This window comes from Dactylosporangium sp. CA-139066, assembly GCF_050936175.1.
Taxonomy (GTDB): domain Bacteria; phylum Actinomycetota; class Actinomycetes; order Mycobacteriales; family Micromonosporaceae; genus Dactylosporangium.
On the sequence record NZ_JBNJNH010000001.1, the window covers coordinates 5,664,981 to 5,682,822 of the forward strand.

At 73.6% G+C, this 17,842-nt stretch carries 19 protein-coding genes; 8 read left to right on the forward strand and 11 right to left on the reverse strand.

Annotation, left to right across the window (positions count from 1 at the left end; all coding sequences use genetic code 11):
* Positions 1 to 157: 157 nt before the first annotated feature.
* Positions 158 to 811, forward strand: a complete 654-nt coding sequence (locus ACQEVU_RS25920) for an adenylate kinase (RefSeq protein WP_433327819.1) — start codon at positions 158 to 160, stop codon at positions 809 to 811.
* Positions 812 to 823: 12 nt separating this feature from the next.
* On the opposite strand, the gene pgm is transcribed toward ACQEVU_RS25920, so the two are convergent.
* Positions 824 to 2,455, reverse strand: a complete 1,632-nt coding sequence (gene pgm, locus ACQEVU_RS25925; protein WP_433327821.1) for a phosphoglucomutase (alpha-D-glucose-1,6-bisphosphate-dependent) — start codon at positions 2,453 to 2,455, stop codon at positions 824 to 826.
* 61 nt (positions 2,456 to 2,516) lie between these two features.
* On the opposite strand from pgm, the gene ACQEVU_RS25930 reads away from it, so the two are divergent.
* Positions 2,517 to 3,032 (forward strand): DinB family protein, encoded by a 516-nt coding sequence (locus ACQEVU_RS25930; protein ID WP_433327823.1) that lies wholly within the window; start codon positions 2,517 to 2,519, stop codon positions 3,030 to 3,032.
* 102 nt (positions 3,033 to 3,134) lie between these two features.
* On the opposite strand, the gene ACQEVU_RS25935 is transcribed toward ACQEVU_RS25930, so the two are convergent.
* A complete protein-coding gene (locus tag ACQEVU_RS25935; RefSeq protein WP_433327825.1) occupies positions 3,135 to 3,566 on the reverse strand; it encodes an SPW repeat protein in 432 nt (143 codons plus the stop codon).
* A 348-nt stretch (positions 3,567 to 3,914) separates the two neighbouring features.
* Between ACQEVU_RS25935 and ACQEVU_RS25940 the strand changes: the two genes are divergently transcribed.
* The 4 genes from ACQEVU_RS25940 to ACQEVU_RS25955 all read left to right on the forward strand — a co-directional run bounded on the left by ACQEVU_RS25940 (position 3,915) and on the right by ACQEVU_RS25955 (position 8,222).
* A complete protein-coding gene (locus ACQEVU_RS25940; RefSeq protein ID WP_433327827.1) occupies positions 3,915 to 6,854 on the forward strand; it encodes a glycoside hydrolase family 48 protein in 2,940 nt (979 codons plus the stop codon).
* A gap of 102 nt (positions 6,855 to 6,956) precedes the next feature.
* Positions 6,957 to 7,283, forward strand: coding sequence for an ArsR/SmtB family transcription factor (locus tag ACQEVU_RS25945; RefSeq protein WP_433327829.1), 327 nt, complete (start codon positions 6,957 to 6,959; stop codon positions 7,281 to 7,283).
* The gene (locus ACQEVU_RS25950; protein WP_433327831.1) at positions 7,273 to 7,872 is read left to right on the forward strand and encodes a TIGR03086 family metal-binding protein; all 600 of its coding nucleotides are present in this window, start codon (positions 7,273 to 7,275) and stop codon (positions 7,870 to 7,872) included. The genes ACQEVU_RS25945 and ACQEVU_RS25950 overlap by 11 nt, the downstream gene beginning before the upstream one ends.
* 11 nt (positions 7,873 to 7,883) lie before the next feature.
* On the forward strand, positions 7,884 to 8,222 hold the full coding sequence (locus ACQEVU_RS25955; protein ID WP_433327833.1) for an MmcQ/YjbR family DNA-binding protein: 339 nt from the start codon (positions 7,884 to 7,886) through the stop codon (positions 8,220 to 8,222).
* A 10-nt stretch (positions 8,223 to 8,232) separates the two neighbouring features.
* Here the strand turns inward: ACQEVU_RS25955 and ACQEVU_RS25960 are convergent, their stop codons facing one another.
* Positions 8,233 to 9,342, reverse strand: a complete 1,110-nt coding sequence (locus ACQEVU_RS25960; RefSeq protein WP_433327835.1) for a PQQ-binding-like beta-propeller repeat protein — start codon at positions 9,340 to 9,342, stop codon at positions 8,233 to 8,235.
* Between the two features lie 106 nt (positions 9,343 to 9,448).
* Here ACQEVU_RS25960 and ACQEVU_RS25965 point away from each other — a divergent pair, with 106 nt between their 5' ends.
* Together ACQEVU_RS25965 and ACQEVU_RS25970 are read left to right on the forward strand one after the other, a co-directional pair.
* Positions 9,449 to 9,805, forward strand: a complete 357-nt coding sequence (locus tag ACQEVU_RS25965) for a YciI family protein (protein WP_433327837.1) — start codon at positions 9,449 to 9,451, stop codon at positions 9,803 to 9,805.
* Positions 9,802 to 11,016, forward strand: coding sequence for an RNA polymerase sigma factor (locus ACQEVU_RS25970; RefSeq protein ID WP_433327839.1), 1,215 nt, complete (start codon positions 9,802 to 9,804; stop codon positions 11,014 to 11,016). The genes ACQEVU_RS25965 and ACQEVU_RS25970 overlap by 4 nt, the downstream gene beginning before the upstream one ends.
* 45 nt (positions 11,017 to 11,061) lie before the next feature.
* Here the strand turns inward: ACQEVU_RS25970 and ptsP are convergent, their stop codons facing one another.
* Genes ptsP through ACQEVU_RS26010 form a run of 8 tightly spaced genes read right to left on the reverse strand, consistent with a single transcriptional unit; the run spans position 11,062 to position 17,619 of the window.
* The gene (ptsP, locus tag ACQEVU_RS25975) at positions 11,062 to 12,702 is read right to left on the reverse strand and encodes a phosphoenolpyruvate--protein phosphotransferase (RefSeq protein ID WP_433327841.1); all 1,641 of its coding nucleotides are present in this window, start codon (positions 12,700 to 12,702) and stop codon (positions 11,062 to 11,064) included.
* Entirely contained in the window at positions 12,695 to 12,973 is a 279-nt protein-coding gene (locus tag ACQEVU_RS25980) for an HPr family phosphocarrier protein (protein ID WP_433327843.1), read from the reverse strand. The genes ptsP and ACQEVU_RS25980 overlap by 8 nt, the downstream gene beginning before the upstream one ends.
* Positions 12,974 to 12,982: 9 nt before the next feature.
* Positions 12,983 to 14,023, reverse strand: coding sequence for a zinc-dependent dehydrogenase (locus ACQEVU_RS25985; protein ID WP_433327845.1), 1,041 nt, complete (start codon positions 14,021 to 14,023; stop codon positions 12,983 to 12,985).
* 11 nt (positions 14,024 to 14,034) lie between these two features.
* On the reverse strand, positions 14,035 to 14,472 hold the full coding sequence (locus ACQEVU_RS25990; protein ID WP_433327847.1) for a PTS sugar transporter subunit IIA: 438 nt from the start codon (positions 14,470 to 14,472) through the stop codon (positions 14,035 to 14,037).
* Positions 14,465 to 14,773 (reverse strand): PTS lactose transporter subunit IIB, encoded by a 309-nt coding sequence (locus ACQEVU_RS25995; RefSeq protein WP_433327849.1) that lies wholly within the window; start codon positions 14,771 to 14,773, stop codon positions 14,465 to 14,467. Before ACQEVU_RS25995 ends, ACQEVU_RS25990 begins: the two co-directional genes overlap by 8 nt.
* A gap of 4 nt (positions 14,774 to 14,777) precedes the next feature.
* Positions 14,778 to 15,917: a mannitol-specific PTS transporter subunit IIC gene (gene mtlA, locus ACQEVU_RS26000; protein WP_433327851.1), complete on the reverse strand. Its 1,140-nt coding sequence runs from the start codon at positions 15,915 to 15,917 to the stop codon at positions 14,778 to 14,780.
* Positions 15,914 to 16,861 carry a 1-phosphofructokinase gene (gene pfkB / locus ACQEVU_RS26005; RefSeq protein WP_433327854.1) on the reverse strand — a complete coding sequence of 316 codons (948 nt, stop codon included), beginning with the start codon at positions 16,859 to 16,861 and terminating at the stop codon, positions 15,914 to 15,916. Before pfkB ends, mtlA begins: the two co-directional genes overlap by 4 nt.
* Positions 16,858 to 17,619, reverse strand: a complete 762-nt coding sequence (locus tag ACQEVU_RS26010; protein WP_433327855.1) for a DeoR/GlpR family DNA-binding transcription regulator — start codon at positions 17,617 to 17,619, stop codon at positions 16,858 to 16,860. Before ACQEVU_RS26010 ends, pfkB begins: the two co-directional genes overlap by 4 nt.
* Positions 17,620 to 17,842: the final 223 nt, after the last annotated feature.

Genomic DNA, 17,842 nt, shown 5'->3' on the forward strand with positions numbered 1-17,842 from the left:
CGTCGCGCGTCGCTCCATTCCCGGTTGGTGGGATCACAACCCTCAGCCGGGAATGGAGAAATTCACAGCCTTCCTTCAGCCGCTTCGTCATATTCGGATGCGATGCTGGACCATCGGCGGCGGGCCGATGAGGCGGGGCATACGAAGGGGTGTGCAGATGACGGTGCAGTCGGCGGCCGCGCGGGCGAAGCGGATTCTGATGGTGGGCGCTCCGGGCGCCGGCAAGGGCACTCAGGCCGATGCGATCGCGAAGCAGTTCGGGATCACCCACATCGCCAGCGGCGACATTCTGCGCCGGCACATCTCCCAGGGCACGACCATCGGGCGCACCGTCGAGGACATCGTCAACAAGGGCGAGCTCGTGCCCGACGCCATGATCATGGACATGCTGCGCAAGCCGGTCCTGGCCGCCGCCGACACCGGCGGCTACGTGCTCGACGGGTTCCCGCGCACGGTCGAGCAGGCCGAGGCGGCGTACCGCACCGCCGGCAACCTCGGCGTCGGCGTCCAGATCGCCGTCCACCTCGACGTGCCCGAGGAGGAGCTGATCCGCCGGCTGCTCGCCCGGGCCCGCGGCGCCGACGACACCGAGGACGTCATCCGCCACCGGATCAAGGTCTACGAGGACAAGACGCGACCCCTGCTGGAGTACTACGCCCAGCGCGAGCTGCTCATCCAGGTCAACGGCGCCCGCCCGGTGGCCGAGGTGACCTGGTCGATCGTCGTGCAGCTGCAGCGGGCGTTCAAGCGCTCCACCGCGCACGGCACCGCCGCCCGGCCGGCCACCGCCGCGGACCGGGCGGTGGCCTGACCGCACCGGTGCTCAGCCGCGCAGCGCGGCCGACACCACCCCGCGGGCCTCGTCCTGGATCCGGGCCAGGTGCTCCGGGCCCTGGAACGACTCCGCGTACACCTTGTAGACGTCCTCGGTCCCGGACGGGCGGGCGGCGAACCAGCCCGACCCGGTCGTGACCTTGAGCCCGCCGATCGCGGCGCCGTTGCCCGGTGCCGCGGTCAGCTTCGCCGTGATCGGCTCGCCGGCCAGGCTCGTCGCGCTCACCTGCTCGGGCGAGAGCTTGCCCAGCACCGCCTTCTCCTCGCGGGTGCAGGCGACGTCGAGGCGCGCGTAGGCCGGCTCGCCGTGGCGGGCGACGAGGTCGCGGTAGTGCTCGCTCGGGGTCCGGCCGGTGCGGGCCAGGATCTCCGAGGCGAGCAGGCACAGCAGGATGCCGTCCTTGTCGGTCGTCCACACCCCGCCGTCGCGGCGCAGGAACGACGCCCCCGCGCTCTCCTCGCCGCCGAAGCCGATCGAGCCGTCGAGCAGCCCGGGGACGAACCATTTGAAGCCGACGGGGACCTCGAGCAGGGTGCGGCCGAGGTCGGCGGCGACCCGGTCGATCATCGAGGACGACACGAGGGTCTTGCCGATCGCGGTGCCGGCCGGCCAGCCGTCGCGGTTGCGGTACAGGTAGTCGATCGCCACCGCGAGGAAGTGGTTGGGGTTCATGAGCCCGGCGTCGGGGGTGACGATGCCGTGACGGTCCGCGTCGGCGTCGTTGCCGGTCGCCACCTGGTACTCGGCCCGGCGGCCGATGAGCGAGGCCATCGCGTTCGGCGACGAGCAGTCCATGCGGATCTTGCCGTCCCAGTCCAGCGTCATGAACGCGAACGCCGGGTCGACGCGCGGGTTCACCACGGTGAGGTCCAGGCCGTGCCGGTCGCCGATGTACGCCCAGTAGTCGACGCTCGCCCCGCCGAGCGGGTCGGCGCCGATGCGCACCCCGGCCCCGGCGATCGCGGCCAGGTCGATGGCGGCCGGCAGGTCGTCGGCGTAGCCGGCCAGGAAGTCGTACCGCTGGGTGGTGCCGGCGGCCATCGCCCGGGCGAACGTCACCCGGCGCACGTCCTTGAGCCCGCCGCGCAGCAGCTCGTTGGCCCGGTCCTGGATCCACTTCGTCACGTCGGTGTCGGCCGGGCCGCCGTTGGGCGGGTTGTACTTGAACCCGCCGTCCTCCGGCGGGTTGTGCGACGGGGTGACGACCACGCCGTCGGCGCCGCGGTGGCGGTTGGTGAGAATCGCGTGCGACACCGCCGGGGTCGGGGTGTAGCCGTCGCGGCTGTCGATGAGCACGGTCACGTCGTTGGCGGCGAACACCTCCAGGGCGCTGACCGTCGCCGGCTCCGACAGGGCGTGGGTGTCACGGCCCAGGAACAGCGGGCCGGTGGTGCCCTGCGCCGCGCGGTAGTCGCAGATCGCCTGGCTGGTGGCGACGATGTGGTCCTCGTTGAACGAGCCGCGCAGGCTCGAACCGCGGTGACCGGAGGTGCCGAAGGCGACCTGCTGGGCGGGGTCGGCCGGGTCGGGATGCACGGCGTAGTAGCTGGTGATGAGCCGCGGCACGTCGACGAGGTCGGCGGGCTGCGCGGGCTGCCCTGCGCGGGGATGGACGGACATACCCATACGTTGCCACGTCGCTGTCCGTCACGCCCGGCGGAGTCGTGGGACGATCACTCTCATGACCTGGGTCGCTCCCCCGCCGCCGCCGTTCGGCGGCTCGCTCGTGGCCGACGAGCGCACACTGCTGGAAGGCTTCCTCGACTGGCAGCGCGCCGTGCTCGCCGGCAAGTGCACCGGGCTGACCGGCGCGGAGCTGGCCGAGGCGGCGTGCCCGCCCTCGACGCTGTCGCTGCTGGGCCTGGTCCGCCACCTCACGGACGTCGAGCTCGAGTGGTTCCACCGGCGCTTCCACGGGCGCGTCGTGGAGTCGTTCTACCGCCGGCCGGACGCCAGGGACGCCGCATTCGACGAGGCCGACCCGGCGTACGCGGAGCGGGACTACGAGCGGCTGATCGCCCAGTGGCAGTCGTCCCGCGACGCCGTCGCCGGCAACGCACTGGACGACGCCTTCGAGGACGACCTGCGGGGGCCGATGTCACTGCGGGCTGTGTACCTCCATCTGATCCAGGAGTACGCGCGGCACAACGGCCACGCCGACCTGCTGCGCCAGCGGATCGACGGGGAAACCGGCTGACGGCCTGCGGCCGGAACGGGTGTCCCGGCTGACCGGCCTGCCGGACGGAACGGGTGTGCCGGCTGAGCCCACTTGTGGGGCGGGGGCTCAGCCGGCCCCGTCTCACCGTTTGCGGGCCAGCAGGCCGGGCCGCATCGCGATGATCCCGAGCGCAATGATGATCAGTCCCACCACGATGTTGTTCGCGATCGCGCCGGTCGTGACGAAACCGCGCTGGATGATCAGTGGTGCGAAGATCGTCCACAGGCCGATCACCAACGTCACCCACGTCAGGTTGTGCGTGCGGCCGTAGGCGACCGCGAATCCGGCGGCCAGGAAGGCCACCGCCACGCCGCAGATGAAGTTGTTGACGGACAGGTTCGCCTCGAACGGCGGGAAGCCCACCACCCACGGGCTCACGGTCAGGTAGAGCCCGGCGAGGACCAGGGCCCCGTCGGTGATGCGGGCGGTGGGCGTCTCCGCCACCTGGTCGTACCGCGCGCGCAACTCGACGACGTCCGGGTGCCCCTCGAGGTCTGAGACGGGTCGGACCATGACGACCCCCTTCCGGTCGGATGAGCGTGCACTAACCCGTATCCGGCGGAACTAACCCGACACGGGTCTTATGGATGGACCGGGCACGGCGGATGGCGCTGCAGACGCCGGGCCGCCGCGCCCGGCTTTCGCGTGGGAGCCGCGATTGCGGGGGTTCGGCATCACCTCCGGGGCATCGATGGGTGGCGGTGAATCTAGCGCGCTTGTCCCGGGAGCGCTCCCATGCCAGAATCAGCGCCACCTCGCGTCTGGGAGCCGCCGGGGCACTGCCTGCAATGGCCTTACGCATCAACGCCATTGCGGTGCCGAATGCCCGTTCCCCGGTACGAAACTTTCACGAGGAGCGACATGTCCATTCCCAGACGCCGCGGGCCGCTCAAGCGGATCCGCGCGTTGGCCGCCGGTCTGCTGATCGCCGGCACGTTCGCCGCGCTGCCGGCCGGCACCGCCCATGCCGCCGCCGGCTGCCAGGTGACATACACCGTGCGCAGCCAGTGGCCGACCGGGTTCACCGCCGACCTGGTCGTCAAGAACCTCGGCGACGCACTGAGCAGCTGGAACGTCACCTGGCAGTTCGCCGGCAACCAGCAGCTGCAGCAGAGCTGGAACGGCGACTTCACCCAGAGCGGCAACCAGGTCACCATCCGCAACGCGCCCTGGAACGGCAGCCTGCCCTCGGGCGGCACCGTGAACCCGGGCTTCAATGCGGGCTACAGCGGTACCAACGTCGACCCGACGTCGTTCGCGCTCAACGGCACGCCGTGCACGGGCCCGAACCAGGCGCCGACGGTGACGCTGACCGCCCCGGCGGCCAACGCCCGCTTCACCGCCCCGGCGACGATCTCGATGGCCGCGAGCGCGACCGACCCGGACACGGGCGACACGATCGCGAAGGTCGAGTTCTACCACGACGGGCTGCTGCTGGGCACGGACACGAGCGCGCCCTTCACCTACAACTGGACCGGCGTGCCGGCCCAGACGGCGGCGTACAGCCTGCAGGCCAAGGCCTACGACAGCCGTGGCGCGGTGGGCACCTCCACCGCCGTGCCGGTCTTCGTCGACCCGGTCGTCGGGCCGCAGATCGTCGCCACGCCCAACCCGCTGACCGTGCCCGAGGGCGGCTCCACCCCGCTGTCGGTCAAGCTCAACCAGGCGCCCACGTCCAACGTGACCGTGAGCATCGCCCGCACCGGCGACACCGACATCACGTTCACGCCGGCGACGCTCACGTTCACCACCGCCAACTGGAACACGGCGCAGACGGTGACCGTGTCCGACGCCCAGGACGCCGACTCCACCAACGGCACCGCGACGCTCACCCTGACCGCCACCGGCTGGGCCACCGCGACGATCACCGCGAACGAGAGCGATGACGACGTGGCCGGCGGCGTCTACGTGCAGCGGTTCCTGGAGCAGTACAACAAGATCCACAGCAACGGGTACTTCTCCTCCGAGGGCGTGCCCTACCACGCGATCGAGACGCTCGTCGTCGAGGCGCCGGACTGGGGCCACGAGACCACGTCGGAGGCGTTCAGCTTCTGGCTGTGGCTGGAGGCGCAGTACGGCCGGGTGAAGGGTGACTGGGCCCCGTTCAACAAGGCCTGGACCACCATGGAGACGTACATCATCCCCAGCCACGCCCACCAGACCAGCAACGGCTACAACGCCAGCGACCCCGCCGACTACGCCCCCGAGGCCGACCAGCCCAGCCTGTACCCGCAGCAGGGCGGCCACCTCGACTCGTCGGTGAAGGTCGGCGCCGACCCGCTCTACAGCGAGCTGACCTCGACCTACGGCAACACCGACGTGTACGCCATGCACTGGATCGAGGACGTGGACAACGTCTACGGCTACAGCTCCTGCACCCCGGTCGCCGGCTCCAAGGTGTCGTTCATCAACACCTACCAGCGCGGCCCGCAGGAGTCGGTGTGGGAGACCGTCGCCCACCCGTCCTGCGAGGACTTCACCTACGGCGCCAAGCAGAACGGCGGCTACCTGCCGCTGTTCATCGACGGCACCCCGGCGAAGCAGTGGCGCTACACCGACGCCCCCGACGCCGACGCGCGCGCGGTCGAGGCGGCGTACTGGGCGCTGCAGTGGTCGACGGCCCAGGGCAAGCAGGCCGACGTGGCCGCGACGCTGGCCAAGGCCGCGAAGATGGGTGACTACCTGCGCTACGCGATGTACGACAAGTACTTCAAGAAGCCGGGCTGCACCTCGACCTCCTGCGCCGCCGGCACGGGCAAGGACTCGGCGGCGTACCTGCTGTCGTGGTACTTCGCCTGGGGCGGCGACGCGGGCGGCCAGTGGTCGTGGCGCATCGGTTCCAGCCACAACCACCAGGGCTACCAGAACCCCCTCGCGGCCTACGCGCTGGCCAACGTGTCGGCGCTGACCCCGAAGTCGCCGACCGCGAAGGCGGACTGGCAGACCAGCCTCGGCCGCCAGCTCGAGTTCTACCAGTGGCTGCAGTCGTCCGAGGGCGCCTTCGCCGGCGGCGCGACGAACAGCTGGGGCGGCAGCTACTCCGTCCCGCCGGCCGGCACGCCGACGTTCTACGGCATGGCCTACGACGTGCAGCCGGTGTACCACGACCCGCCGTCGAACCAGTGGTTCGGCTTCCAGGCGTGGTCGGTGGAGCGGGTCGCCGAGTACTACTACGCGACCGGCGACGCCAAGGCCAAGGCCCTGCTCGACAAGTGGGTCAGCTGGGCGATCGCGAACACGTCGTTCACCGCGAACGGCGACTTCAAGATCCCGGACACCCTGGCGTGGACCGGCGCGCCGGCCACCTGGAACCCGTCCAGCCCGGCGGCCAACACCAACCTGCACGTGTCGGTCGTCAGCTCCGGCACCGACGTCGGCGTGGCGGCGGCCTACGCCCGCCTGCTCACGTACTACGGCGCCAAGGCCAACAACACGTCGGCCAAGACCACGGCGAAGAAGCTGCTCGACGGCATCTGGCTGCACACCGACGCCCAGGGCGTCGGCATCCCCGAGACCCGGACCGACTACAACCGCTTCGACGACGTGTGGAGCTCCAGCAACCAGCAGGGTCTCTACATCCCGTCGGGCTACAGCGGCGTCATGCCCAACGGCGACGTGATCGCCCCCGGCAAGTCGTTCCTGGACATCCGCTCCTTCTACAAGAACGACCCGAACTGGCCGCAGGTGCAGGCGTACCTCAACGGCACCGGCCCGGCCCCGACCTTCACGTTCCACCGGTTCTGGGCCCAGTCCGACATCGCCATGGCGATGGCCGACTACGGCCTGCTGATCGGCTCCTGACCTTCCCCAAGGCCGGGTGGTAACAAACCGGGCACCCCGCTTCGCGGCGGGGTGCCCGGCCCCTTTTGACACGTCGGGTTTTTCCGACCTACAGTCGCTGACGTGTCCGAGACCGCCGTCTTCGCCGCGCTGGCCAACCCGGTGCGCCGCGCCGTGCTGCAGGTCCTGCGCGAGGAGGGCCCGCAGCCCGTCGCCGCCCTGGCCACCCGCTTCGACCTGGCCCGCCCGAGCTTCTCCGAGCACCTCAAGGTGCTGCGCGACGCCGGCCTGGCCGGCGAGACGCGGTCGGGGCGGCAGCGGGTGTACCGCCTGGAGCCCGACCCGCTGCGCGAGGTCCGCGACTGGCTCGCCCCGTTCGAGTCCTTCTGGTCCGAGCGGCCCGCCGCGCTCGGCGAGGTCCTGGACGAGGAGATCCTCGATGCACTCTGACGTCGCCGACGGCTACCGGGCCGTGTCGGACGGGTTCCTGGCCCGCGTGCGGGCCGTGCCGCCGCAGCGGTGGGACGCGCCCAGCCCGTGCCCCGGCTGGAACGCCCGCGACGTCGTCGCGCACCTGATCAACGGCCACCGCGGCATCCTGTTCCTGGCCGGCGGGCCGCCCCCGGCGCCCGCCGACGGCGTCGGCACCGGGCCGATGGCCGGCGCGCCGCCGGTCGAGCCCGGCGCCGACCTGGCCGCCGCGTTCACCCGCGTCCGCGACGACATGCTGGCGATGCTCGCCGACCCGGCCCGCCGCGCGATCCGGATGCCCGGCGGCCCGATGGGCGCCGTCGCGGTCCTCGACGCCGTCGCCGTGATCGGCCGCCTCGAGGTGCTCGTGCACACCTGGGACCTCGCCCGCGCCACCGGCGGCGACGAGACCCTCGACCCGCACCAGGTCGCCGGCACGCTGCGCGCCGCCGAGCCGCACGCCGCCGGCCTGCTCGCCACCGGCGCCTTCGACCCGCCGGTGGCGCCCCCGCCCGGCGCGGACCCGCAGACCCGCCTGCTGTGCCTGGCCGGGCGCCGGCTGCGGTAGCGTCGGGCAGCGTGACCAGGGATGAGCTGCTCGCCCACTGCCTCGCCAAGCCCGGCGCGTGGCCGGACCAGCCGTGGGAGGGCGACATGGTGGCGAAGGTCGGCCCGAAGATCTTCGCCTTCGTCGGCGCCGGCTCGCTCGGCGTGAAGTGCGCGCCGACCCGCGAGGCGGCCGACGAGTGGCTGCACCGCTACCCCGATGACGCCGCCGCGATGGCGTACATCGGCCGCAGCGGCTGGAACACGCTGCGCATCGGCGGCGCGATCCCCGACGAGGAGATCCTCGAGGCGCTCGAGGAGTCCTACCGCTGGGTCGTCTCCAAGCTGCCCAAGAAGGACCGCCCGGCCTGACGGCGCCGGCTCAGCGGATGCGGTACATCGACAGGGTGCCGTCCGCGGCCACGGCCAGCCGGTCGCCCGCGGCGGCCAGGCGGTAGGCGTTGCGCTCGGGCAGCACCGCGCCGGCCTCGCCCGTCGCCGCGTCCAGCGCGACCACGCCCTCGGGCAGCGCCAGCCACAGCCGGGCACCGAGCGCGGCGAGGTCCGTCGGCTGCCGGTCGCTGCTCCAGCGTTCCCGGCCGCTGCCGAGGTCCAGGCCGGTGAGCAGCCCGCTCTCGTGCACGGCGACGACGGTGCCGCCGGCCAGCGGCGGCGGGCCGTCCAGGAGGAAGCCGCCGGGGGCCTCGTAGGACCAGCGCACCGCGCCGGCGGCGGTGTCGACGGCGTACACGCCCAGGTTGCGGTAGCCGAAGTCGTCGTCGATGTAGCGCATGCCCAGCGCCACGGCCACGCCGCCGCGCAGCACCGGGCGGCCGAAGACCCGGCCGTCCTCCCCCGCGACCGACCAGCGGCGGGTGCCGTCCGCGGGGTCGCAGGCGGCCAGCTCCCGGGCCGCGACGAGCAGGGTGGCGCCGTCGGCGGCGAGGTCGTACGGGCCCTCGTCGGCGGCCGGCACCGGCGTCCACCAGCGCAGGCCGGTGGCGTCGTAGCAGCCGACACCCCGCCCGCCGGAGGCGTCGGCCGATGCGACGACCGTGCCGGCGGCGGTGATGAGGGTCGAGCCGAGGTACCCCTCGAACGGCCGCCGCCACCGCTCCCGGCCGTCGCCCAGGCCCGCGACCCGGATCGTCGCGACGCCGTCGCTCTCCGTGCGGAACGCGAACGCGTCGCGGTCGCCGGTGAACGGGGCGGTGCCGCTGCGGCCCGGCGAGATCACGTTGCGCCCGGCGTCCTGCCGCCAGCGCACCGCGCCGTCGGCGGCGGCGTAGCCGGTGAGGCCGCGCCCGGCGACGAGCAGCGTGTCGCCGGCCAGGTCCAGCGCGTCGGCCGGGGTGGTCAGGGCATGGCGCCACAGCAGCTCGGCCGGGCCGCCGAGCCGGGACGCGTACCAGGCCCCGCCGCCGACCGCGAGCGCGCCCGCGCCCGCGCCGCCCAGCAGCAGCGCCCGCCGGCTCAACCTTCGCTCGCCCATGGCGACCGATGGTACAAATCCCGTGAAAGACCCTGGCGTGAGCTGTCGATCGGGGGGCCGGTCCGTTCGTCGCCTGTATGAGAGCCACGACAAAGGAGCGACGGACATGGCGAAGTACCTCATCCTCATCTACGGCGACGAGCAGCGCTGGGACGCCGAGACCGAGGCCGAGCGCGCCGCGAAGGACGCCGCCCACGGCGCGTTCCGCGACGCCGCCGGGGCGGGCCTGCTCGGCGGCCACGAGCTGGAGGCCGCGTCGACGGCCACGACGCTGCGCTCGGCCGCGGGCGCGGCGCCGACCCCGACCGACGGGCCGTTCCTGGAGACCAAGGAGGCCATCGGCGGCTTCTACGTGCTCGAGGCGCCCGACCTCGACGCCGCCCTGGCCCTCGCCGCCCGGCTGCCGGAGCTCGCCTCCGGGCACGGGGGCGTGGAGGTGCGCCCGATCGTGGACCACTCGTGAGCCTCGCGCAGACCCTGGCCGCGGTACACCGTGAGCAGTGGGCCCGCGTCCTGGCCGCCACGGTCCGGCTCACCCGCGACCTCGACCTCGCCGAGGAGTGCGTCCAGGACGCCTTCGCCCAGGCGCTGACCTCGTGGACCGGCGGCGTGCCGCAGCGGCCCGGGGCGTGGCTGACCACGGTGGCCCGCAACCGCGCCCTGGACCGGCTGCGCCGGGAGCGGGTGCTGCACCAGAAGCTGCCGCTGCTGGTGACCGAGCCGCAGGCGCCCGCCGCCGACGAGGGCCTCGACGACGACCGGCTGCGGCTGCTGTTCACCTGCTGCCACCCGGCCCTGTCCCGCGACGCGCAGGTGGCGCTCACGCTGCGGCTCGTGTGCGGGCTGTCGACGGCCGAGGTGGCGCGGGCGTACCTGGTGTCGGAGCCGGCCATGGCGGCCCGGATCACCCGCGCAAAACGCAAGATCGCGACGGCCCGGATCCCGTACCGGGTCCCCGGCCCCGACGAGCTGCCGCCCCGCGTCAGCGCGGTGTGCGAGGTGGTGCACCTGGTCTTCACGACCGGGCACACGGCGCCGGACGGGCCGCGGCTGGTGCGGTACGACCTCGTGGACGGCGCGGTGACGGTGGCCCGGCTGCTGCGGCTGCTGCTGCCCCGCGACGCGGAGGTCGCCGGCCTGCTCGCGCTGCTGCTGCTCGTCGACGCCCGGCGCGCGGCCCGCGTCGGCCCCGACGGGCGGCTGCGGCTGCTCGCCGAACAGGACCGCACCCTGTGGGACGCGGCCCTGGTCGCCGAGGGCGCGGCGCTGCTCGGCGAGGCGCTGCGCCGGGCGCCGACGCGGTGGGCGGTGCAGGCGGCGATCGCGGCCGTGCACGCCGAGGCGCCCGCCTGGGAGGCGACCGACTGGGACGAGATCACCGGGCTGTACGACGTGCTGCTGCGCCTGTGGCCCTCGCCGGTCGTGCGGCTCAACCGGGCCGTCGCGCTCGGCCTGCGCGACGGCCCGGCGGCCGGGCTGGCCGCGCTCGACCCGCTGCTGGACGAGCCGGCCCTGGCCGGCTACGGCTATCTGAGCGCGGCCCGGGCCGACTTCCTGCGCCGCCTGGGCCGCCGCGGCGAGGCCGCCCTCGCCTACGAGGAGGCCCTGGCCCTGACCGCGAACGAGGTCGAGCGCGCGTTCCTATCCACCCGCCTCGACGCCGTCCGCGGCTAGGGGCCACCTCGGACGAGCGGGGCGCGGGCGCGCCGCCTTACACCATCAATGCGACGAGGACTGTGCGGCGGCCCGGGCGGCCTCCGGGGTGTCGGCGGCCAGGGCGGCCTTGGCGATGCGCCGGCAGTCCTCGAGGGTGTGCGCGGCCAGGGCCTCGCGCACCGCGGGGATGCTGCGGGGGGCCATCGACAGGCTGGAGATGCCCAGCCCGGTCAGCACCAGGGCGAAGCCGGGGTCGGCGGCCGACTCGCCGCACACCCCGACCGGCTTGCCGGCCTCGGCGCCCGCGGCGGCGCAGGCGGCGATGAGCGCGATGAGGGCCGGCTGCCACGGGTCGAGCAGGTCGGCGAGGTCGCCGCACATGCGGTCGGCGGCGAACGTGTACTGGCTGAGGTCGTTGGTGCCGAGGCTCAAGAAGTCGACGTCGCGCAGGATCGACGGGGCCCGCAGCGCGGCCGCCGGGATCTCGATCATGACGCCGGCCGTGCGCAGGCCGTGGGCGCGGCAGGCGGCGGCGAACCCGGCGGCCTCCCCCGCGGTGGCGACCATCGGGGCCATGACCCACACGTCGGCCTCCGTCGCGGCCGCCGCGGCGGCGATCGCGGCCAGCTGGGTGTCGAGGACCTCGGGGGCCCGGCGGGCGACCCGCAGGCCGCGGACGCCGAGCGCGGGGTTGGGCTCGTCGGCCAGGCGCAGGAACGGCAGGGGCTTGTCGGCGCCGGCGTCGAGCGTGCGGACCACGACCTTGCGGCCGGGCAGGGCCTCGAACACGGCCGTGTACGCCGCGATCTGCTCGCGCTCGCCGGGCGGGTCGGTGTGGTCGAGGTACAGCAGCTCGGTCCGGAACAGCCCGACGCCCTCGACGTCGCCGATGAGGTCCCTGGCGGAGCCGATGTTGGCCAGCAGCGCGACCGGGTGCCCGTCGGCGGTACGCCCCGGCCCGTGCGACTGCGCCCGCCGGGCCCGCGCCTCGGCCGCGGCGTCGTTCACGTCCGCCGCCTCGGCATCGGTCAGCCCGGCCGTCACGACGCCGGTCGCGCCGTCGACGGCCACCACGGACAGGTCCGGGACCTCGAGGACGTCGGCGCAGCGCACGACCGCCGGGATCCCCAGCGTCCGGGCCAGGATCGCCGTGTGGCTGGTCGGGCCGCCCTCGGCCGTGACCAGGCCGAGCACCACGGCGGGGTCGAGCCCGGCGGTGTCGGCCGGGGCGAGGTCGCGCGCCACCAGGATGTACGGATGACCGGGCGACGGCACGCCGGGCATGGGCACGCCCAGGCAGGCCGCGATGAGCCGGTCGCGCAGGTCGTCCAGGTCGCTGATCCGCTCGGCGAGGTAGCCCCCCGCGGCCTCGAACGCGGCCCGGTGCTCGGCCAGGGCCGCGGCCAGGGCGTGCGGGGCGGGCAGGCCGCCGTCGACGGCGTCGTCGGCGGCCGAGGTGAGCATCTCGTCGGTGGCCATGAGGACCTGCGCGCGCAGCACCTCCGCGGCCGTCGGGTCGGCGGCCGCGTCGGCCCGCCGGGTGAGGTCGGCCGCGACGACGGCGACGGCTCGGCGTACCGCCGCATGCTCGGCCGCGGCATCGGCCACCGCGGACGGTGACGGCAGGGACGGCGGCGGGGCCAGGCGCAGCACCGGGCCGGCGGCCCGGCCCGGGCTCACGCCGATGCCGGAGAGCTCACGCATCGGGGGCGTCCAGGTCGCGGGCGAGTAGGTCGGCGAGCTCGTCGAGGGCGGCGTCCGCCCCGTCGCCGGTGGCCTCGAGGGTCACCGGCGTGCCCTGCTTGGCGCCGAGGGACAGCACGCCAAGCATGCTACGGGCCGGGACGGCCTTCTTGCCGCTATCCGTGCGGATGGTCACGGCCACGCTCTGGCGGGCGGCCGCGGCGACGAACAGGGCGGCGGGGCGGGCGTGCAGGCCGCTCGCCGAGCCGACGACGACGGTCCGTTCGGGCACGGGGGCCTCCTAGGGTTCGACGGTGACCTTGATCGCCTCGCCGCGGGCGACGATGCCGAAGGCGTCGAGCGCGCGGTCGAGGGGCAGCCGGTGGGTGATGAGGTCGGCGACGGGCACCGCGCCCTCGGCGATGAGACGCAGCGCCTCCTTGTTGTGCGCGGGGCTGGAGCCGTTGGCGCCGACGATGGTCAGCTCGCGGTAGTGCACGAGGTTGGAGTCCAGCGAGATGACCGGCTTGTCCTTGGGCAGGCCGCCGAAGAAGCTGATCCGGCCCTGCCGGGCGGCCATCTGCACCGCCTGCTCCTGCGCCGCGCCGGCCGCGGCGGCGGTGATGACCACGTCGGCGCCGCGCCCCTCGGTGAGCTTGAGCACCGCGTCGACGACGTCGATCTGCGCGCCGCAGACGGCGGCGTCGGGCCGGACCAGGTCGGCGGCGAGGTCGAGGCGCTCGCGGTTGAGGTCGACGAGGAACACGCGGGCGGCGCCGCGGGCCCGGGCCAGGCGCACGTGCAGGCAGCCGATCGGGCCGGAGCCCATCACGACCACGTCGTCGCCCTCGCCGACGCCGGCGAGGTTCTGGCCGTTGAGCACGCAGGCGAGGGGCTCGGCGACCGAGGCCTCGGCGTAGGAGACGCCGTCGGGGATGCGGTTGAGGCCGTCGACCCGCAGCACGTTCGGCGGCACGATCATGTGCTCGGCGAAGCCGCCGTCGAAGTGGTACCCCATCGACACCTGGTTGGGGCACACGGTCATCCGGCCGCGGCGGCACTCGGCGCAGCGCCCGCACGGGATGGCCGCGATGACCTGCACCCGGTCGCCGGGCGCCCAGCCCTCGACGTCGACGCCGACCTCCTCGACCTCGCCCGCGATCTCGTGCCCCATGACGCGCGGCGGCACGATGTGGTGGTGCCCGAAGTTCAAGATCTTGACGTCGGTACCGCAGGTCGAGCAGGCCCGCACCCGGATCTTCACGTCGCCGGGGCCGGTCGCCGGCTCGGGTGCCTCCTCGATGCGCACGTCGCCGGGGGCATGGAACCGCACTACGTTCACGATCGCTCCAATTACCTGTTCGCTTCGAGGACCAGCAGGTCCAGGACCTCGTCGGGTTCGGTGGCCGCGCGCAGGCGGGCCGCCTGGTCGGGGTCCATGAGGATCTCGGCGAGCTGGGCGAGGATGCCGACGTGGCCGTCGCCGGCGGCGGCGATCGCCACGCAGACCCGCACGTCCTCGCCGCCCCAGTCGACGCCGCCGGGGAACCCGACGACGGCGAGCGCGTCGCGCCGCACCGCGCCCTTGCTGTGCAGCGTGCCGTGCGGGATGGCCACGCCCTCGCCGATGTAGGTGGAGATGCTCCCTTCCCGCTCGAGCATCGCGTCGACGTACTGGGGGCCGACCGCGCCGATCTCGACGAGCACGGCGCCGCAGCGGCGGACCGCCTCCTCCCGCGATCCGGCCCGCTCGCCGAGCCGGATCGCGTCGCGGGCGAGCAGCTCACCCACTGAGCTCACCGCCGCGCTGGACGGCGTTGACGACCTTGGTGACCGCGGGGTCGCCGATGAACACCTGGAACGGGATGATCACCTTGTCGGGCGCGCTGACCCGGGCCCGGGCGGCGAGGCCCTTGTGGCACAGGACCACGTCGGCGTCGGCCGGGATCGAGTTGACCGGGGTGTGCTCGACGGTCACCGCGTTCTTGGCGAGCTGCCGCTTGAGCTGGCTGGCCAGCATCACGCTGCTGCCCATGCCCGCGTCGCACGCCACGACGACCTTCTTGATGTCGGTACCGCTGATGGTCGGCATGCGCCTACGCCTCCTGGCGGGTCAGCTTGGCCGCGGCGTTCTCGGCCTCGTCGGGGTTGACGACGGTCTCCTCGTCCGGGCCGAGCGCCTCCTCCTTCGGCTCGCCGCGGCCGAATCCCATGAGCAGCGAGGCGACGGCGAAGGTGACCGCGGCCGAGATGACGATGCCGAGCAGGACGCCGAAGTAGCCGCCCTTCGGGGTGACCGCCATGTAGGCGAAGATGCTGCCCGGTGACGGGGTGGCGACCAGGCCGGCGCCGGTGAGCATGAACGTGCCGACGCCCGAGGCCCCGCCGCAGATCATGGCGAGGATCAGCTTCGGCTTCATGAGCACGTACGGGAAGTAGATCTCGTGGATGCCGCCGAGGAACTGCACGATGATCGCGGCCGGGACGGTGGGGCGCAGCGAGCGGGGGCCGAAGAGGAAGAACGCCAGCAGCAGGCCGAGGCCGGGGCCGGGGTTCGACTCGATCATGAACAGGATCGACTTGCCCTTCTCGGCCGCCTCGGCGACGCCCAGGGGCCCGAACACGCCGTGGTTGATGGCGTTGTTCAGGAACAGCACCTTGGCCGGCTCCACGACGACGGAGGTGAGCGGCAGCAGGTCGTGCGCGACGAGCCAGTCCGCGCCCTTGCCGGCGGTCTTGGTGAGCCACTCGACGACGGGGCCGATGCCGTAGAGGCCGCCGACCGCCATCGCGCCGCCGATGATGCCGGCGCTGAAGTTGTCGACGAGCATCTCGAAGCCGGGGCGGATGCGGTTCTCGACCAGGCCGTCCCACAGCTTCAGCACGTAGGCGGCGAGCGGGCCGATGATCATCGCGCCGAGGAACATCGGCACGTCGGCGCCGACGACGATGCCCATCGTGGCGACCGCGCCGACGACGGCGCCGCGCTGGCCGTGCACGAGCCGGCCGCCGGTGTACCCGATGAGCAGCGGCAGCAGCACCGTGATCATCGGGCCGACGAGCTGCGCGATGTGCGCGTTGGGAATCCAGCCGGTCGGGATGAACAGCGCGGTGATGAGGCCCCACGCGATGAACGCGCCGATGTTCGGCATGACCATCGAGGCGAGGTAGCCGCCGACGCGCTGCACGGAGGCTCGGAAGCCCGAGCCGGTGACCTCAGGGGTGTAAGTGGTCACGGGGGTGTCTCCTTCAGGAGGGCGGACCGGGGGTTGATGGTGACGTTGTGGCGGATCAGGTCGGCGGGGCCGGGCATGCGGCTGCCGGGCAGGCTCACCGCGGCCGCGCCCCACGCGAGGCCCTCGGCCAGCGCCGCCGGGCCGTGCGCGCCGCCGGCGAGGAAGCCGGCGAGCAGCGCGTCGCCCGCGCCGACGGTGCTGCGCGGCCGGGCCACCGGGCAGGTGCCGGTGATGACGCCGTCGTGGTCGACGAGGACGGCCCCGTCGGCCCCGAGGCTGGCCAGCACGGCGCCGGCGCCCCAGGCGCGCAGCTGCTGCGCGGCCGCGACGACGGATCCGAGATCGACGAAGCCTTCCCTGGGCGCGCCGACGACCTCGGCCAGCTCGTCGCGGTTGGGCTTGAGCAGGTTCGCGCCGGCCATGGCGGCCTCGCGCAGGGCGGGGCCGCTGGTGTCGACGGCGACCCGGATGCCGGCCGCGCGCAGCCGCCGGCACAGCTGGGCGTAGGCGTCGGCGGGCAGCCCGGGCGGGACGCTGCCGCACAGCACGACCCAGTCCGCGGAGCCGGCGCGAGCCAGCACCTGGTCGGTGACCTCGTCGAACTCGGCCCGCACGAGCGCCGGCCCGGGCTCGTTGACCTTGGTGACGGTGCCGTCGGGCTCGGCGAGGGTGATGTTGGAGCGGGTGCGCCCGGCGATCGGGACGGCGAGGACCTCGACGCCCTCGGCCTTGAGCAGCCGTACCAGCTGGCCGCCCTCGTCGCCGCCGCAGGGCAGCACGGCGACGGACGGCACGCCGTTGGCCAGCAGGGCCCGGGACACGTTGACGCCCTTGCCGCCGGGGTCGAGGTGGGCCTCGCGGGCCCGGATGACCTCGCCCCGGACGAGCCGCCCGACGTCCATCGCGCGGTCCAGGCTCGGGTTGAGCGTGACGGTGACGATCATGCTCGCACCACTCGTACGCCGGCGCCCTCGATGTCGCCGACCAGGTCGCTGTCGGCGCCGGTGTCGGTGATGAACAGGTCGAGGTCGGCCAGCTCGCCGAAGCGGGCGAGGTAGTCGTTGCCGAGCTTCGTGTGGTCGGCGAGCAGGACGGTGCGGCGGGCGGCGCGGATCATCGCCCGCTTGACCGCCGCCTCGGCCGGGTCGGGGGTGGTGAGGCCGCGCTCGACGGAGATGCCGTTGGTGCCGAGGAACGCCACGTCGACGTAGAGGTCGGCGAGGGGGCGCAGGGACCAGTCGTCGACGGTGGCGAGGGTCTTGCCCCGCACCCGGCCGCCGAGCAGCAGCACGTTGAGGTTGGTGCGGGTGCCGAGCGCGGTGGCGATGACCGGGGAGTTGACCACGACGGTCAGCTCCCGGTCCGTGGGCAGCAGGTGGGCCAGCTTGATGGTGGTGGTGCCGGCGTCGAGGATGACGGCGCCCTCCTCGGGCACCTCGGCGAGCGCGAGCTTGGCGATGCGCTCCTTCTCGTCCACGAGCACGGCGTCGCGGGCCGCGAGGGCGGGCTCGAAGCCGATGCGCTCGACGGGGATGGCCCCGCCGTGCACCCGGCGCAGCACCCCGGCCCGCTCGAGCGTGGTGAGGTCGCGGCGGATCGTCTCCGACGTGACGTTGAGCTCGTCGGCCAGCCCGGCCACCTCGACCCGCCCCTGCTCACGGGCGATGCGCACGATGGCCTGCTGCCGCTCCTCGGCGTACATGATGTGGTTTCACCGCCGTTTCATTTTGCTTGTGTTTTGTTTACGCCCGATTGTGTGGGCAGTCAAGAGTTGAACCACAGGAACCCACACCGGCCAGCCCACCAGCCACACGGCCACCACGACCCCGACGAACCCGGTCGTCCCTGCAGGGCCGCCGTACGCTGCGGATACTCGTACCTGACCCGTTCGGGCCCGCGCATCGGCAGGACCCGGGGCGGCGGCC

Excerpts from the sequence above, each read along its gene's own strand:
- ACQEVU_RS25920 (WP_433327819.1), top strand. The coding sequence starts at position 158 with ATGACGGTGCAGTCGGCGGCCGCGCGGGCGAAGCGGATTCTGATGGTG.
- pgm (WP_433327821.1), bottom strand. The coding sequence starts at position 2,455 with ATGTCCGTCCATCCCCGCGCAGGGCAGCCCGCGCAGCCCGCCGACCTC.
- ACQEVU_RS25930 (WP_433327823.1), top strand. The coding sequence starts at position 2,517 with ATGACCTGGGTCGCTCCCCCGCCGCCGCCGTTCGGCGGCTCGCTCGTG.
- ACQEVU_RS25935 (WP_433327825.1), bottom strand. The coding sequence starts at position 3,566 with ATGGTCCGACCCGTCTCAGACCTCGAGGGGCACCCGGACGTCGTCGAG.
- ACQEVU_RS25940 (WP_433327827.1), top strand. The coding sequence starts at position 3,915 with ATGTCCATTCCCAGACGCCGCGGGCCGCTCAAGCGGATCCGCGCGTTG.
- ACQEVU_RS25950 (WP_433327831.1), top strand. The coding sequence starts at position 7,273 with ATGCACTCTGACGTCGCCGACGGCTACCGGGCCGTGTCGGACGGGTTC.
- ACQEVU_RS25960 (WP_433327835.1), bottom strand. The coding sequence starts at position 9,342 with ATGGGCGAGCGAAGGTTGAGCCGGCGGGCGCTGCTGCTGGGCGGCGCG.
- ACQEVU_RS25965 (WP_433327837.1), top strand. The coding sequence starts at position 9,449 with ATGGCGAAGTACCTCATCCTCATCTACGGCGACGAGCAGCGCTGGGAC.
- ptsP (WP_433327841.1), bottom strand. The coding sequence starts at position 12,702 with ATGCGTGAGCTCTCCGGCATCGGCGTGAGCCCGGGCCGGGCCGCCGGC.
- ACQEVU_RS25995 (WP_433327849.1), bottom strand. The coding sequence starts at position 14,773 with ATGCCGACCATCAGCGGTACCGACATCAAGAAGGTCGTCGTGGCGTGC.
- pfkB (WP_433327854.1), bottom strand. The coding sequence starts at position 16,861 with ATGATCGTCACCGTCACGCTCAACCCGAGCCTGGACCGCGCGATGGAC.
- ACQEVU_RS26010 (WP_433327855.1), bottom strand. The coding sequence starts at position 17,619 with ATGTACGCCGAGGAGCGGCAGCAGGCCATCGTGCGCATCGCCCGTGAG.